Raw genomic sequence first — 14,720 nt, 5'->3', positions numbered from 1 at the left:
ATTGAAAATAAAATCGCCTATGTCTTTTCTAAAGACATAGGCGATTTGGCGTGGGGATTAGAATTAACCCTTAATTCCTTTTAACCAATCTCTGAATTTACCGAACTGCTCGGCCAAAAATGATTCATGATCTTCATTTTCTTCATCTCCTCCCGGAAGAATATGTTCAAAATAAGATCCTTTCAGGATTTTACGCAATAGTCCTTCGCCGATGAACGGCTTATCATCATTGAGTGTCCGTGCGGCTTTCAACAAATGACGGATATCATATTGTAAAGGATTGATATCAGGCACTTGCTTGTTGAGATTCAAGAGCTCATATACAGCTATACGTGCAGTTCTGACAGAGCTTTCCATGGTAAATACGACATCGTTGTTGGTTTCGACGAACTGTCCAACGAGACCTAGATTTTTACAGCCATTTGGAACGACTCTTGGGCGATCGCCTTTAGCACGAGGCATAAACATCGATGTGATATAGGGCATAAATGTCGTGCGAACGATGGTATTTTTGATGACATCATCCAATTGATCAATGATTCCCAGATGATGACATAGTTCGGCCAAAATTTCATCTCCGGTACATTCAGGCATAGTCTTTTTAATATAATTTCCTTGTTTGTCCATAAATAGGGCATAAACCCAAAGTACAAGGACATCGTCGGGCTGGCCAGGGAAGTGTGGCTGTCTGTTACAGGTAAAGCTCATCAACCAGTTGGAGTCTGTAATTGTAATAATACCGCCGGTGACTGTTTTTCCTGAATAGGGATCATTGACCGAATAGCCCTTTAATTTTTCTATCAAAGCCGAGGGTTTACAGGTCAGGGTAGCAGATTCCCAGGCTGACTTTTCAATGTTGCTGCAGAATTTTTCGGGTTTACCAAAAATAGCTGATTTAGCAGCCAAATTTTTCCAGAGTTTCCAGCCGGCACTCTGTCCACTGGTACTGTTGTCTATACCGATGATTGGTGCTTTGGTATTATCACCATAGAAGGTGTCTTCGGTCATTGAACCGGTCGTGACAATGACAAAGTCATTTGGACCTAGTGGGATACGTACTTCCTGACCATCTTGTTCGGTAATGATACCCGCAACGGTTTTTCCTTCGGTGTTGTTTTGTATGTCAAGATCTTTGACCAGTACATTAAACTGGATCTTAACACCTTTATCTTGTAACACCTTGCGTAATGGGGTGACAAAGGTATCGTATTGATTGTATTTAGGAAATACAAGGGAAGAAAGGTCGTTTAATCCATCAATTGCATGAAGGAAGCGATGCATGTACAGTTTCAATTCCAATAAGCTATGCCAGTTTTCAAAAGCAAACATGGTCCGCCAAAAGGTCCAGAAATTACTGCTCAGGAAAGATTCGCTGAAATAATCTTCAATTGTCAGGTCATCCAATTCTTCTTTCTTTTTCAGCAGGAGTTTGATAATTGCAAGTTGATCTTTTTTGGCCAACCCAAATTTGCTAAAATCTTTGATTTCACCAAGATTATGGATAAGTCTTGCTTTTGAATAGTTGGAATCGTTGTCGTTGATCAATCTATATTCGTCAAGTACACTGTAGGGAGCTGGCATTTCCAATGCTGGAATATCCTGAAACATATCCCATAGATTTTCGTAAGTCATGTCCATTTCACGTCCACCACGGATGACATAACCATCCTTGGCATTGCCGGCACCATCCAGGGATCCGCCTTCGATATGTAACTGCTCCAGGAAGGTGATATTTTCCGCAGGGACATGTCCATCACGGATGAAATAGTATGCCGCAGACATACCCGCAATCCCGCTACCGACAATATAGATTTTGCTGTCTTTGTAGGATTTGTTCGGTATACCTTTATTGCGTTGGTAATTTCCTATCTGATCTGAAAAAGGCATTGCCTTTTTAGGCGTGTTACGTTGTTGTTCTGTGCTTGAATCCGGTTCATGATTTACATTTCCATATTCAGCAGATGCATTTAATACTTTGTCGAATTTTGAGGTGATTTCTTTCATGATTCTTATTGTTTTTAATTCTTGAGTAAAGTTAGCCATACTCCTTAGATCATTTATGCCCTCAAATTCGCTATTGTTCTACCGAATTTCCTTTTTTTACATATTTTGTCTTTTTCGATATTCAGAAGGCGATAACATGGAGTACTTTTTGAAAAAACGGCCAAATGCAGAGATCGAATTGAAGCCTATGGCGTAGGCGATGTCGGAAATGGTCTTCTCCGGATTTCCGAGTAGGGCATACGCTTCTTTGAGCAAATTTTCGTCTATGATTTCATGTGGCGTCTTTCCAGATGCCTTCTTAACAATACTAATCAGGTATTTGTTTGAAATAAATAACCGATCGGCGTAATATTTCACATCTTTGGATTGGCTGCAGTGTTGCTGTACCAGATCCGTAAACTTAAAGTAGAGGCTATTGGCCTCCTGAATTGTTTCAACTGCATGTTGGTCCTCCACGGCGAGCACATCGGCTATTTCTAGCAGCAGGTTAAATATAATGGTGCGAATAATGTCGGGGGTAAAACGTGTCGCCCTGAGGGTTACCTCTCTTAAATATTCTAGGAGCCTTAATAATTTTCCGGCGAGTTTTTCTGCCTCGGGTATAATTGCGAATGTCGCATTGTTGAATAGTCCCAGTTTTTCTATAAAAAATGGGTTGGCAATGTTTTTAAGTAGAAACAACTTGTCAAAGAAAAGTAGTTTCATTCTGAAATCCTTGCTGACCGCTGTAAATTTGATGATGGTGGAAGGTGCTGAAACAAGTAGGCTATGCTGTGCTAGTGTATATTCTTGATTATCAATTTCTACTGTAATCGTTCCGGCCGTGCAAATGCAAATGGCGTAAAAATCAATACGGAAGGAATTTCTGGGGTATTCGAAAAGGGGATTGCCAGATGAGATGTAGTAAGGGCGATTGCAATCTACACCAAAGAAAGATAAAGTGTCTTGTAGGCTGTCGTGTGTATTTGGATTGATCTTGATACTAAACTTCATAGGGGGATTGTCATGTGCAATAGATCCTATTCTTTCGGTTGGATAAAATAGGTTATGTGCGTTTTAAAATAAGCTTTTCTGTAGCAACCTCATCTTCGATACCAACAAAGTAGCTTTGGAACCCAAACTTTGTCAGTAATTGTCTGGAGGCAGCATTATCGGGGTCAATGATGCCGATCACATCCTTATTGGCGTCGATGCTTTTGGCCATGGCCAGCAGAGATTCACAGATTTTGGTACCGAGACCTTTACGCCAAAACTCCTTTTTAAGCAAATAACCGATTTCAAATACGGTTGGATCTTTTTTATAGTTGACCAATTTGCAGTCGCCCAAAAATAATTGGCTATCGGAATCTATCACCATAAAATAGCCCAATAATGGATCTGTATTGATTTCGAGAATTGAAGCGAATTTTTTCTCGGCCTGCTCAGCTGTCAATCCCTTGCCTGAAATATATTTCATGATCTCATCGTCTTTGGTAAGTTCTCTAAAAAGAGCGAAATCTTCGGCTGTGTATTTTTTTAATTCTAGTGTGTTGTACATGGCTAATGTGTCTTCTACACAAGATAAGGTTGTTTTTCTATTAAATCAAAAGTTGGACTTCAAATAATCATTTTTCTGTCTTATTTCTGATTTTGCCAATTGGGAGATCGGAATTTAACTTAAATTGTCATAGAGGAATAAATACATCGGTTCATACCAACAAAAGTTTGGAATGATGTATGGAAACCGGATCACATTTAACTATTGAAACAATGAAGATAACAGGATTATATGAAACGCATATCCAGGTACGTAATCTGGAGGAGTCTGTCAATTTTTATACGAAGGTGCTTGGTCTGCGGATTGCACATCGTGATCCCAATCGACCTATCGTCTTTTTGTGGGTCGGTACAGGTAAGGAATATATGCTGGGACTCTGGCAGGAGGAAGCAAATTTTCAACCGCGGCATTTTGCTTTTAGAGCCAGTAAAGAAGATATCTTGAATTACGCAGTAGACTATCTCAAAGAAAGGGATTTGCAGCCTTACAATTTTTTGAAAGATGGTGTAGAAAAACCAATGGTATTTGCCTGGATGCCGGCATTGGCAATTTATTTTAACGATCCAGATGGAAATCAATTGGAATTTATTGCCCTATTGGAAGGCGAGGGGAGGCCAGAACTGGGGGTAATGTCCTACGAGGGTTGGTTGCAGCAGGAATAAAAAATAAGCGGTTATTTTATTAGCCGCTTATTTTTTATGAAAGGAGGTTGACTGGCCGCCTTGAATGGATCGAGCTGTACCGTTAACCCTTTGATAGTCTAGTAATGGCCTCATCCCGCGTAGCAACAAAGTTGATCTTACGGCCTTTATTACTTTCGTAAATAAAATCATTCAGACTTTTGCTATTATAGATGGAAAAGTCACCAACAATAGCAACGTCAAAATCGTACTGCGTATATTTTTGAAGAATTTCCCCCGCCAACTTCGTTTTAAGTTCAAAAAAATCAGCCGAAATATTTTCTTGGTATAAGATTGCTTTGTATGCTTCCTGTGCGCCACAGTCTACCATGATCTGTAAACCATCATCGAGATTGTTGATGAGGATAGCAGTGTCTTTTACTTCAGCGATATTTCTATCGTTTACTTGGATAACGTCGATTTGCATAGTCGTAATATATTGAGTGGTAATGATTGTCTTTAAGCCCTAAAGATTGCTCTATCCGGCAAAATCTTTCAGCATATCAATAGAAGGGCAGAAATATAATGTGCCACTCTGAGCTGTACTAAAGTCCAGAATACGGTCATAATTACCATCTGGTTCACCTATAAACATTCGTTTTAGCATTTGTATCACGGTGCTAAATCTACTGGCATAAGCAATAAAATAGGTGCCCATTTGATTATTGGCGATATTACCAAAAGGCATATTGTCCCTAACGATTTTGAGATCATCGCCTACATTGGCTAAGGCCGAATGCGAATTGGCCGGTTTTACGTCATCCGACATTTCAATATCATTGGTTTTACTTCGGCCAATAACTTTTTCCTGTTCGGATACCGGTAAGGCCCGCCAGCTGTTCATGTCGTGAATGTATTTTTGAATAAAAAGATAGCTGCCACCTTGATAGGCTTGATCTTCATCTCCAATAATACCAAAGAAAGCACGGTCTTCACCTGTCGGGTTTTCGGTGCCGTCGACAAAACCTAGAATGCTTCTTCCATCCCAATAACGAAAGCCGTGGATTTCTTCCTTGCAGTCAGCAACTGCTGCCAGTACATCGGAAATTTCGGCTGCCATGTCAATACAATAGCTTTGCTCTTCAGCGCGAATATGAAAATGGAGATCACCCGGGGTAGCGACAGCGACATGTTTTTGACCTACGATGGGCTCAAAAGGAACCAATTCTTTAGGTAATGGCTCTTGTAGTGCCAATTTTTTCCAGGCATGATAACTGATCCCCATGACAATACTCGCTTTTATACCAGTAGAACGTACCTGAGCCGAATTATTCAGATTGACGACCAGGGCACAGATCCGTTCAAACACCGGTTTCAGCTCTTTATTTTCCTGAAAATTCCATACCATGAAAACGGTATTGTTGCTGGGTGAATCGATAACATTCTGCGCTTGATTGTTCATAAAATATTGTGTTGATTGGACATTGACAATAATACTAAGCTACAAATAAATTTATTTCCAAACAGATCAAATTATTCTGTTGAGGTTGTTTTTTTGTATAATGACTGGATTTCTTCGATCACTAAAGCCGGATTATCGTAAAAGATGTGATGTTGTGCGTTCGGCTCCAAGATATACTTTCTGTTGTCCTTTTCGTCTGCAAACTTTTTTAATGCGGCAACAAACTTACTTCTATCGGGTTCTTCAAAAGGGCTAATGCCTGAGCCAATAATTGTCATTGGAATGGTCGCATGTGGCGCTACTTCATGCAAAATAGCTGTTGAATTCTCGTAATTCATCGTTAAATGATAGAATCCCAAGCTCTCTTTTTTGATCTCTTGAAGTCGGTCGGCATATTCTATCTTTAATGATTTTCCGCGCTCCATTGTCATAAAATAAGGCGAGACAATGTCTATCATCACCGCACCAAGTACTTGCCCCTTGTTTTCATCGGCAAATTTCAGCGTATAATTACCCCCAAAAGAATGTGCAACAAAGAAATATTGTTCGTTATACCCCAATTTATTCAGCGCCCTTTTTAGATCAGCGACTTCAGTCGATAGATTGACATTTACGGTATCTATACCACTTTTTCCGAAACCCGCCCGATCGTAGGTGATTAATGGTGCACCTAATCTAGCTGATAATGGAGCCAATAGTTTCTGCCATACAGAGGCATCGTTTCCAGCTCCTGATTCAAAAATGATGGGAATTCCTTTTCCAGCTGTAATATTAAAATGTAAACTATGCTGACCAACACTGATTGTCGTATCTTTCGATTGTGCAAACAGGTCAAACGTGGAGAGTAACAGGGAAATAGAAAAGAAAATAGGGTATATACGGATCATATTGAATTTATTAAATTTTAGCTCTTACGTCGTTCATTTTTAAGGTCATTGATAGGGCTTCTGTTTCGATCCAGTTGCTGTAATCTTCAATGGCTTTTAAACGCAGTTCATCTGTAATATATCCTTCTATTACCATTTGTTGCGACTGGGCAACTTTGATCCAGATTCCAAGATTGGTCTGAAAATGATCGTCGCCTTTGGTGTAGATCTGATCGGCGTTTATTGTCTCAATGGCTGTAAATCCCTGTTGTTGGAGTAAAGTGGCGATTTCATCCGCGACACGGTTGTTCATACCTGCATCGGCACGCCATTTCAGAAATGTATGATAAAACTCCTGCATACTGGACGGTGGTGCTGGGTTCCATTCAATTGCGGTATGGTTATAATCCAGGATCGAAAGCTGTCCTCCGGGTTTCAACCAGGATTTGAACCGTTGTAAGGCCGCAGGAATATCACTTAGCCATTGCACTGTTCTTGCAGTCATAATCAGATCAAACTGATGTGGTGGCTCATAAGTGAAAATATTATCACAGACTAGACTAAGATTGGCGCTGTCACCGTATTGTTGATTCCCTATATCAATAAAAGATTGGGTGTTGTCCAAACCGATCACTGCTCCGTCCGCGATAAGTGATGCGGCTTCATTTGTCAGTGTTCCTGTACCACAACCTACATCGAGGATAGCTAAACCGGGTTTTAACAGTGGAAGAATGGTCCGATAGTCATTTGCTAATGTTCGTCTTTCAAATATTTTATTTGCCTGTTGGTCTTTTCTGTCAATAAATTTCTCTTTCATTTGATTGGTTTAGTGTGTCGTAAATATAATTTGCTTTGACGATAAAACAAACTTCTTTTTGATTGAATGGCTCGTGGATGGTTATCAGCTGGGAGATGCGCTCGAATATGAGATACAATAAATGGATTCAAACGGCTCCTTTTTATAAGCGTTATAAGGCCTCTTTGTAGTAGGCAACAAACTCCCGGAAGATGGAATAGCCATCACGCCATTCAAAATAGATAGGACTTGCACTTTCGATATTGACAAATCCCTTTTTTCGAAAGAGCGCTTTTGTTCGTGTCTGATGGAAATATTGGGAGATGGAAATGGCACTTTTATAGTGTAGACTGTCCATGATACGGATACTGTTGACCACTGTTTTTTCGGTATCATTACCATAGTTGTCCACAATAATTTTCTGCGATGGAATATGGTTCAGCACCAGATAGTCTTTCATTTTGTCGCCTTCCCAAAAACCTTCCTTTCCAAAACCACCACTGACAAGGATCATCTGAATCCGGTCTGCCCTATATAGTTGGATACTTTTGTTTAAACGTTCCTGCAGTCTCTCCGAGGGACTGCCGTCGGGGTTGATTTTATTACCGAGGACAATACCGATAGCCGCTTTGGTCTTTTTGTCACGCAGCCCATCGATACAAATCAATATACTTTGGATCAAAAATAAGATAAGTCCAAGTTTCATTCCTGATTTAATGACCTTCAACATGTCCTTTAGCAATTGATTTTTTAGTTAAATGATTCACTGTCGTTGTCGCGACATACTTTGAAAATAAGAAAAAATAAGGTTAAAAACTAAACGTGCTTTGAAAGTGGATAAAATCTTTTGTATAAAGATTTATTCTTTTATATGTGGATTTATTGATGTGTAATCTTTATATTAGTAAGTAATGATTCTAAAGTCATATTAGAGTACTTGTGCTATACGAAAATAACTTGTTTGTATGAAAAAAATAATCAAAATTCTTGCGCCAATTTGTTGCGTGTTTCTACTATCTGCATGCACGTCAAATTATTTAATGACATTTAGCGGTGAAAATCTTAAAAAGGATGAAGAAAATGGCCATTTTTCATTCGATAATGATACGGTTAAAGTTGATTATTCTTTTGCTAGTAGAGAAGGTAAATTATATCTAAAGATAGCGAATAAGCTCGATAAGCCTGTTTTATGGGATCTGAAAAGTTCGGCTTTGGTCATCAATGGCAAAGCTTTAAGTTATGCTGCCGAAAGTACAGCCATCAAAGGGCAAATTGATGGAACTGTTTCTAGCTTTGGAAATAGAAATACAAGCTTATTAAACGAAGATTGGGTACGTGGGTATTTTAGTGGGACAATAGGTTTGCCAAAGGATGTGGTGCTTATTCCTCCACACGCTTATATAGATGGCAGTTACTTTGATCTTCGAAACGATGTGAAGGAAATCACTAAATCATCTAAGAAGAAAAAAGTAAATATGTATGATATGAATGGGGAAAGTTATGCCGTACAGCTGGCCAAATTTGAGCCCGCTGAATCACCATATAACTTACGGAGCTTTCTGAGCTATTCGGTATTGTCCGATGGCAAGGCACTGTCAAAAACGACTGAACAGCAGTTTTATGTAGAACAGCTTTGGCAGACTGGAGCTGTATCGTTAAATAATATTATAGAGATCTATACAAAAAGAGGGGACGTAATGGCTTATAAAGAAAAGAAAGGTCAGAACGTATTGTTGGTTGGGGGAATTGTAGCATTGACGGCAGCTGCGGTAGCTATTGATGATAAAAAAGTAGAGTAAGGAAATTCTAACAGCTACCATATGGTGTTTTTTTATCATGATGTAAACAACTATCTTATGAAGTATCTTTTTTCAATTATCTTAATTATGGTCCTCCTGCATGGAGAGACGGATGCCTGTACCAGGGTGGTTTACAAAGGGCCCGGTCAAACCGTTATTACAGCACGTAGCATGGACTGGAAGGATGATATTGCTGCTAACATTTGGGTATTTCCGCGGGGTATGCAAAGAAGTGGTGAAGTGGGGCCGCAATCGCTGACCTGGACATCACAATATGGTAGTGTGATTGCTAGCGCATGGGATATTGCGACCGTAGATGGACTGAATGAAAAGGGACTGGTCGCCAATGTACTTTGGCTGGTCGAGTCTACTTATCCTAAATTTGATCCCGCCGGAACAAAAAAGGGGGTAGCGATCTCGGCTTGGGCACAATATGTACTTGACAATTTTGCGACGGTAGCTGAGGCGGTGAGGGTGTTGCAGGACGAACCTTTTGTAATTGTGAGTGACTATATTCCGGGAACCGAAAAGTTTACAACCGTACACCTATCCCTTTCGGATGCAACGGGTGACAATGCTATTTTTGAATATATCAATGGAAAATTGGTTATTCACCATAATGCAGCATATACGGTGATGACAAATTCACCCGTATTTGAGGAACAGCTGGCTTTAAACAGATACTGGCAGGGAATCCCGGGGACAATTATGCTTCCGGGTACCAATCGGGCTGCAGATCGTTTTGTGCGTGCTTCGTATTATATCAATGCCATCCCACAAACGGAGGATACACGAACCGCTGTCGCGAGTGTATTTAGCGTCATTCGTAATTGCTCTGTCCCATTTGGTATAAGCTCGGAAACTGAACCTAATATTTCCTCTACCCGATGGCGGTCTGTCGCAGATCAAAAGAATAAAGTTTATTATTTTGAGAATGTGTTGACTCCGGGAACTTTATGGGTGGATCTTACTAAGTTTGATTTGAAAAAGGGTTCCCCTGCAATGAAACTGGATTTAAAACAGGGCATAGCAATTAATGGCATCTCAAATGGACTATTTAAATCTGCCAACGCCTTTAAATTTATGGGTATATAGTCGTGTGAAAATAATAAAAGCCAATAGGGTGTCCGATATTTTTGGACAGCCTATTGGCTTTTAATCTATTCGTATTCCCGAGCATCTCTTTTCAACGATCAATGCGCATGGGCTACGTTTTTATTCTTAGGACAGCTTTCTTGTTTTTATTTAACGGTGGTGCCATCCGCGATTTCTTCATCGGCTTTACTCACAAGCCGCATGGTCGGATTAAGATTGCCAAAGATTTCTACCTGTCCGTCAATGCTACGTCCTTTTTGTACCGGAACACGACTTGTTTTGTTGTCCACAACGGCGATGACAAAACTTCCTTCACCTGAGGTAAAGACTGCGGCTTTGGGAACAACAAAGGTGCTATCCTGAGAAGTCAGGGGCAACTCGACCTCAGCAACCATACCCGGGAGGAGTTTGTTGTTGGTATTGGTAATGTCGATTTCAACTCGTTCAGATCTGAATCTGCTATCCAGCGCGCCTGACTTGCGTGCGATCTTACCTGAAAACTGTTGGCCCGGCAAGGACTTTACGGTAAACTGTAGCGGTTGATCTGCTGCCAGGAAGCCTGCATATTGTTCGGGTACGGCAACAGCCAAACGGAGCTTGCTCTGTTGCTGGATGGTCATGATGGGCATCTCCGAACCTCTGCCCGCTGGTCCGACATAGGCACCCTGATTGACATTACGTGTCGCGATAACGCCATCAAATGGTGCACGTATTTCGAGGTAGTTCAATAGGTTCTGTACCTCCGCATAGGCTGATTTTGCCGCCTGAAATTGGGCGAAATCCGCATTCTTTTTCGCTTCGGCGACCTCGAGATCCAGTCGGGCTACAGTACCTTCGACTTTACTGGTTTCGAACAGTCTATCGTAGGTGCTTTTGGTGGCCATGTAAATCGCTTCCTGCGACTTTAACCTTGATTTTGCGGCTGACAATTGTGAACTCAATTCTGGAGCCTCAAGTACAGCTAACAGCTGTCCGGCCTGAACCCGACTGCCAATGTCAACTTTTAATGCCCGTACGTAGCTGCTCACTTTGGCATAAATTTCCACCTGCTGAAATCCACTGATTTCGCCCGGTATCTGCATTTTGTTCGTTAGTTTCTGTTTGGACGGCGCGAATGTTTCCATTGCTGGGCTTGCCGTTACCGCTGCTGTTTTTTTGCTGTTTTCCTCGGCAGCGGACTGACATCCGGTTAAGTAGGCGAGCAGGCCTACTGCGGATAATATTTTTAGGAGATTGTGTTTCATGATAAAGGTTTTAATGCTGCGATATAATGTTTACTTTCTTCGTCTTCGGGATCTAAGGAGATCGATTGGGTGCTGCTTTTCTCTTGTGCCCAAGCAAATATTAACGGTAAAATCACCAGTACTGCAAAGGTGGAGAAGAGTAAGCCTCCGATAACGGCACGTCCCAATGGGGATACCTGTTCACCGCCTTCACCATGACCGATAGCCATTGGCAACATCCCGACAATCATGGCCAAACTGGTCATAATAATAGGACGTAGACGCAGCGAGGCGGCTTCGCGTGCTGCTGCCAATGCATTTTGATTGTGCTTGCGGATATGCTCTGCATTGGTGATCAATAGCACGGCATTGGCGATGGATACACCCACAGACATAATAATACCCATATAGGATTGCATGTTGAGTGTTGAACCGGTCATTAAGAGCATCAGTAAAGATCCAAGGACAACTGCTGGCACGGTGGTGAGAACAACCATGGATACTTTGAACGACTGAAAGTTGGCAGAAAGCATCAGAAATATCACAATGATTGCTACAGCCAGACCTGCCTGTAGGCTGTTCATGGTTTCATTTAATACTTTTCCCAATCCGATTTGCTCCACCGAAAGACCGCGTGGAAGTTCGCCCAAAGCTTTAATACTACGTTGTACATCATTGGAGGCTGTTTTCAGATCCGTATGGTCGATATTGGCTGTGACGGAAATGTAGGGCATAGCACCTAAGTTGTCATTCTCGCCATAAGTATAAGATGGTGTAATGGTTGCAATGTCGCTCAGTATTGGTCTTGACGAATTTTTTAACAATGGTATTTCTCCAATCTCTTTCTCGTCTTTCATTTTATCAATGGGAACCTGTACTTGGACATTGTAGGATAGCCCCGCCTTTTCATCAATCCAGGTATTTTTCTCCGTATAACGGGAGGACGATGTTGCCGCGATCAGTGATCGGGTTACTTCTGCAAGGTCAATACCTAGCTGAGCGGCACGCACCCGGTCAATATTGATGTCATATGACGGATATTTGATGGATTGCGCCAGCTGTACATCCCTGAAATAGGGAATAGCTTTCAGTTCTTCGATTAATTTACCTGCGTATTTCTCATTATTCTTTTTGTTCTTGCCGGCAATTCGCACCTCGATCGGTGTTGGTGAACCTTGGCTCAGGACTTTATCGGTGAGTTCGATGGGTTCAAAGGAAACTTGGACATCTGGAAGAGCGGCCTTGAGTCGCTTTCTGTATTCATCGCGGAAGCTGTCCATATCGTGCTCGTAATCTTTAAGAGCGATTTGAAAAACTGCTTCATGAGGCCCGGCCATAAATAGGTAGATCGGCGATACAGAAAACTGTCCAGGGTGCTGGCCAATGTATACAGAGGAGATCCCTATATGTTCTTTTCCAACAAGTTTTTCAAGTTCGACCAACGCGCGTTTGGCTTTCTCCTCGGTACGTTCGATGCGGGTTCCTTCAACCGCACGCAGACGCATCTGAAATTGACTTGAATTGACCTTTGGAAATACGTCCTGTCCAATCGTATTGAGTAAAACGAGTACCAGGCTTATGGCACCAACCAGGTAGACGACGGTGATAATTTTCTTCTGTTTGAACAGTCTGTCGATCATTTTCATAAACCGATTTCTGAAGCGTTCAAACAGGCTGATCTTGCCATCGTTGTTAAAATCTTCCCGTTCGACAAGAAGTTTCTTCTGATTCAGGGTATCTTGTTCGGATTCAACGGATAGACCCGTTTCGGCAAATTTTACTTCATCTGCATTCAGTCCTTTTGGATTTATTTTATGTGGACCGGTCTTGTGGTGATCTTTCATAAGCCAGTTGGCCATGATCGGTACAAAAGTCTGTGAAAGTAGGAAGGAGATGATCATGGAGAATCCAATGGACAGGGCTAAGGGTAAGAATAGGGATCCCGGAATACCTGTCATTGTAAATGCTGGCGCAAATACAGCGAGGATACACAATAAAATCAACAGCTTTGGCAGGGCAATTTCCTTACAGGCATCCCAGATTGCCAGTGCTTTGGGTTTGCCCATATCCAGATGCTGGTGTATATTCTCTATCGTAACCGTACTCTCGTCAACGAGGATGCCGATTGCCAGTGCCAATCCACTTAGTGACATTAGATTGATCGTCTGTCCAAATAGTTTCAGGAAGAGTACGCCCGAAATTACAGAGATTGGGATTGTTAGGATAACAATTAAAGCTGCTCTACGGTCGCCCAAAAATAATAAAACCATCAGACCGGTGAGTATTGCTCCGATAGCGCCTTCGGTAATCAAACTTTTGACGGAGTTGATGACATAGACGGATTGGTCGAACTCATAGGATAATTTGACATCCTCGGGCAGGGTATTCTGTATTTTTGGAAGTGCGGCCTTCAGATTTTGTACGACCTCCCAAGTGGAGGCATCACCGGCTTTGGCAATGCTGACGTAGACTGATCGTTTGCCATTGACGAGTGCATAACCTGCCGTAACATCAGCACCATCTTTCACCGTAGCTATATCACCCAGATAGAGATTTTGTACACCGCCTTTAAAAAGGGGGATTTTCTCAAAATCCTTCACATCACGAATGGTGTTGTTGGTGGGTGTAATGTAGTTTTTATCTTTTATACGGACATTTCCGGCAGGCGCGGTCTGGTTATTGAGTTTTAACGCTTCGACGACCTGATCAGGGGTCATGTTGTGACTGCGCATCAGATCGGGATCAACATTGACTTCGATTGTACGTGGACTACCTCCAAATGGTGGCGGGGAAAGTAATCCCGGTATGGAGGTAAAAGAAGCCCGTACATAGACGTTGGCTAGATCCTGTAGTTCGTTGTTAGAACGTTTATCACTGCTGAGTACCAGCTGCCCTACAGGGAGTGAAGATGCGTCAAACCGGATAATAAAGGGTGGTTGTGATCCCGGGGGAAAGGAGGCCTGGATACGATTGGCCAATGCGCTCAATTCGGCTGCAGCCTGAGCCATGTTGGTGTCTTCGTAGTAGGAGATCTTCATTAAGGTCAGCCCCTGGATGTTTTTGGTCTCAATGGATTTGACTCCGTTGGCAAAAAGCAGGATATTGACGTAGTTTTTAGCAAAATAAGACTCCATCTGATCTGGAGAATAACCTCCAAAGGGGTGCGCAATATAAATAACAGGAAGGTTCATTTTGGGTAAAATGTCTACCTTGATCGTGCGTACTGCGCCTATTCCAAATACAATAAGGCCCATAACCAACACAAGGATGGAGATCGGCTTACGTAAGGCAAAACGTATTAAATTCATGCGGTGTTAT

13 protein-coding genes are annotated in these 14,720 nt (G+C 41.8%); 3 read left to right on the top strand and 10 right to left on the bottom strand.

Going from position 1 to position 14,720, the window contains the following annotated elements:
- Positions 1-63 precede the first annotated feature (63 nt).
- From DFQ12_RS11290 to DFQ12_RS11280, 3 genes are all read right to left on the bottom strand, one after another.
- Positions 64-2,004 carry an oleate hydratase gene (locus DFQ12_RS11290; protein ID WP_120259318.1) on the bottom strand — a complete coding sequence of 647 codons (1,941 nt, stop codon included), beginning with the start codon at positions 2,002-2,004 and terminating at the stop codon, positions 64-66.
- 96 nt (positions 2,005-2,100) lie between these two features.
- Positions 2,101-2,997 (bottom strand): helix-turn-helix domain-containing protein, encoded by an 897-nt coding sequence (locus DFQ12_RS11285; RefSeq protein ID WP_120259016.1) that lies wholly within the window; start codon positions 2,995-2,997, stop codon positions 2,101-2,103.
- Positions 2,998-3,049: 52 nt separating this feature from the next.
- The gene (locus DFQ12_RS11280) at positions 3,050-3,541 is read right to left on the bottom strand and encodes a GNAT family N-acetyltransferase (RefSeq protein ID WP_120259015.1); all 492 of its coding nucleotides are present in this window, start codon (positions 3,539-3,541) and stop codon (positions 3,050-3,052) included.
- 212 nt (positions 3,542-3,753) lie between these two features.
- On the opposite strand from DFQ12_RS11280, the gene DFQ12_RS11275 reads away from it, so the two are divergent.
- Entirely contained in the window at positions 3,754-4,203 is a 450-nt protein-coding gene (locus tag DFQ12_RS11275) for a VOC family protein (RefSeq protein WP_120259317.1), read from the top strand.
- Between the two features lie 82 nt (positions 4,204-4,285).
- Here DFQ12_RS11275 and DFQ12_RS11270 read toward each other — a convergent pair whose 3' ends face one another.
- The 5 genes from DFQ12_RS11270 to DFQ12_RS11250 form a co-directional block, all read right to left on the bottom strand.
- Complete coding sequence (locus tag DFQ12_RS11270) at positions 4,286-4,648, bottom strand: DUF4180 domain-containing protein (protein ID WP_120259014.1); 363 nt, start codon at positions 4,646-4,648, stop codon at positions 4,286-4,288.
- A gap of 51 nt (positions 4,649-4,699) precedes the next feature.
- On the bottom strand, positions 4,700-5,623 hold the full coding sequence (locus tag DFQ12_RS11265) for a Dyp-type peroxidase (protein ID WP_120259013.1): 924 nt from the start codon (positions 5,621-5,623) through the stop codon (positions 4,700-4,702).
- A 71-nt stretch (positions 5,624-5,694) separates the two neighbouring features.
- Positions 5,695-6,510 carry an alpha/beta fold hydrolase gene (locus DFQ12_RS11260; RefSeq protein ID WP_120259012.1) on the bottom strand — a complete coding sequence of 272 codons (816 nt, stop codon included), beginning with the start codon at positions 6,508-6,510 and terminating at the stop codon, positions 5,695-5,697.
- Positions 6,511-6,520: 10 nt separating this feature from the next.
- Positions 6,521-7,306, bottom strand: a complete 786-nt coding sequence (locus DFQ12_RS11255) for a class I SAM-dependent methyltransferase (RefSeq protein WP_120259011.1) — start codon at positions 7,304-7,306, stop codon at positions 6,521-6,523.
- Between the two features lie 151 nt (positions 7,307-7,457).
- Positions 7,458-8,015 carry a YdcF family protein gene (locus DFQ12_RS11250; RefSeq protein WP_208642506.1) on the bottom strand — a complete coding sequence of 186 codons (558 nt, stop codon included), beginning with the start codon at positions 8,013-8,015 and terminating at the stop codon, positions 7,458-7,460.
- Between the two features lie 235 nt (positions 8,016-8,250).
- Here DFQ12_RS11250 and DFQ12_RS11245 point away from each other — a divergent pair, with 235 nt between their 5' ends.
- Both DFQ12_RS11245 and DFQ12_RS11240 read left to right on the top strand, forming a co-directional pair.
- Positions 8,251-9,084, top strand: coding sequence for a YgdI/YgdR family lipoprotein (locus DFQ12_RS11245; RefSeq protein ID WP_147420389.1), 834 nt, complete (start codon positions 8,251-8,253; stop codon positions 9,082-9,084).
- A gap of 57 nt (positions 9,085-9,141) precedes the next feature.
- Positions 9,142-10,179 carry a linear amide C-N hydrolase gene (locus DFQ12_RS11240; RefSeq protein ID WP_120259009.1) on the top strand — a complete coding sequence of 346 codons (1,038 nt, stop codon included), beginning with the start codon at positions 9,142-9,144 and terminating at the stop codon, positions 10,177-10,179.
- A gap of 146 nt (positions 10,180-10,325) precedes the next feature.
- Here the strand turns inward: DFQ12_RS11240 and DFQ12_RS11235 are convergent, their stop codons facing one another.
- Positions 10,326-11,423: an efflux RND transporter periplasmic adaptor subunit gene (locus tag DFQ12_RS11235; RefSeq protein ID WP_120259008.1), complete on the bottom strand. Its 1,098-nt coding sequence runs from the start codon at positions 11,421-11,423 to the stop codon at positions 10,326-10,328.
- Complete coding sequence (locus tag DFQ12_RS11230) at positions 11,420-14,710, bottom strand: efflux RND transporter permease subunit (RefSeq protein ID WP_120259007.1); 3,291 nt, start codon at positions 14,708-14,710, stop codon at positions 11,420-11,422. The genes DFQ12_RS11235 and DFQ12_RS11230 overlap by 4 nt, the downstream gene beginning before the upstream one ends.
- Between the last annotated feature and the right edge of the window lie 10 nt (positions 14,711-14,720).

Origin of the sequence: Sphingobacterium detergens (genome assembly GCF_003610355.1) — a bacterium.
In the GTDB taxonomy this organism is placed as follows: Bacteria; Bacteroidota; Bacteroidia; order Sphingobacteriales; family Sphingobacteriaceae; genus Sphingobacterium; species Sphingobacterium detergens.
The sequence above is the reverse complement of the archived record's forward strand: the minus strand, read 5'-3'. Positions and strand labels throughout refer to the sequence as shown.

Bases quoted from the DNA above. Each gene is read 5' to 3' on its own strand.
- DFQ12_RS11275 (WP_120259317.1), top strand. From the start codon at position 3,754: ATGAAGATAACAGGATTATATGAAACGCATATCCAGGTACGTAATCTG.
- DFQ12_RS11285 (WP_120259016.1), bottom strand. From the start codon at position 2,997: ATGAAGTTTAGTATCAAGATCAATCCAAATACACACGACAGCCTACAA.
- DFQ12_RS11280 (WP_120259015.1), bottom strand. From the start codon at position 3,541: ATGTACAACACACTAGAATTAAAAAAATACACAGCCGAAGATTTCGCT.
- DFQ12_RS11270 (WP_120259014.1), bottom strand. From the start codon at position 4,648: ATGCAAATCGACGTTATCCAAGTAAACGATAGAAATATCGCTGAAGTA.
- DFQ12_RS11265 (WP_120259013.1), bottom strand. From the start codon at position 5,623: ATGAACAATCAAGCGCAGAATGTTATCGATTCACCCAGCAACAATACC.
- DFQ12_RS11255 (WP_120259011.1), bottom strand. From the start codon at position 7,306: ATGAAAGAGAAATTTATTGACAGAAAAGACCAACAGGCAAATAAAATA.
- DFQ12_RS11235 (WP_120259008.1), bottom strand. From the start codon at position 11,423: ATGAAACACAATCTCCTAAAAATATTATCCGCAGTAGGCCTGCTCGCC.
- DFQ12_RS11240 (WP_120259009.1), top strand. From the start codon at position 9,142: ATGAAGTATCTTTTTTCAATTATCTTAATTATGGTCCTCCTGCATGGA.
- DFQ12_RS11260 (WP_120259012.1), bottom strand. From the start codon at position 6,510: ATGATCCGTATATACCCTATTTTCTTTTCTATTTCCCTGTTACTCTCC.
- DFQ12_RS11230 (WP_120259007.1), bottom strand. From the start codon at position 14,710: ATGAATTTAATACGTTTTGCCTTACGTAAGCCGATCTCCATCCTTGTG.
- DFQ12_RS11245 (WP_147420389.1), top strand. From the start codon at position 8,251: ATGAAAAAAATAATCAAAATTCTTGCGCCAATTTGTTGCGTGTTTCTA.
- DFQ12_RS11250 (WP_208642506.1), bottom strand. From the start codon at position 8,015: ATGTTGAAGGTCATTAAATCAGGAATGAAACTTGGACTTATCTTATTT.
- DFQ12_RS11290 (WP_120259318.1), bottom strand. From the start codon at position 2,004: ATGAAAGAAATCACCTCAAAATTCGACAAAGTATTAAATGCATCTGCT.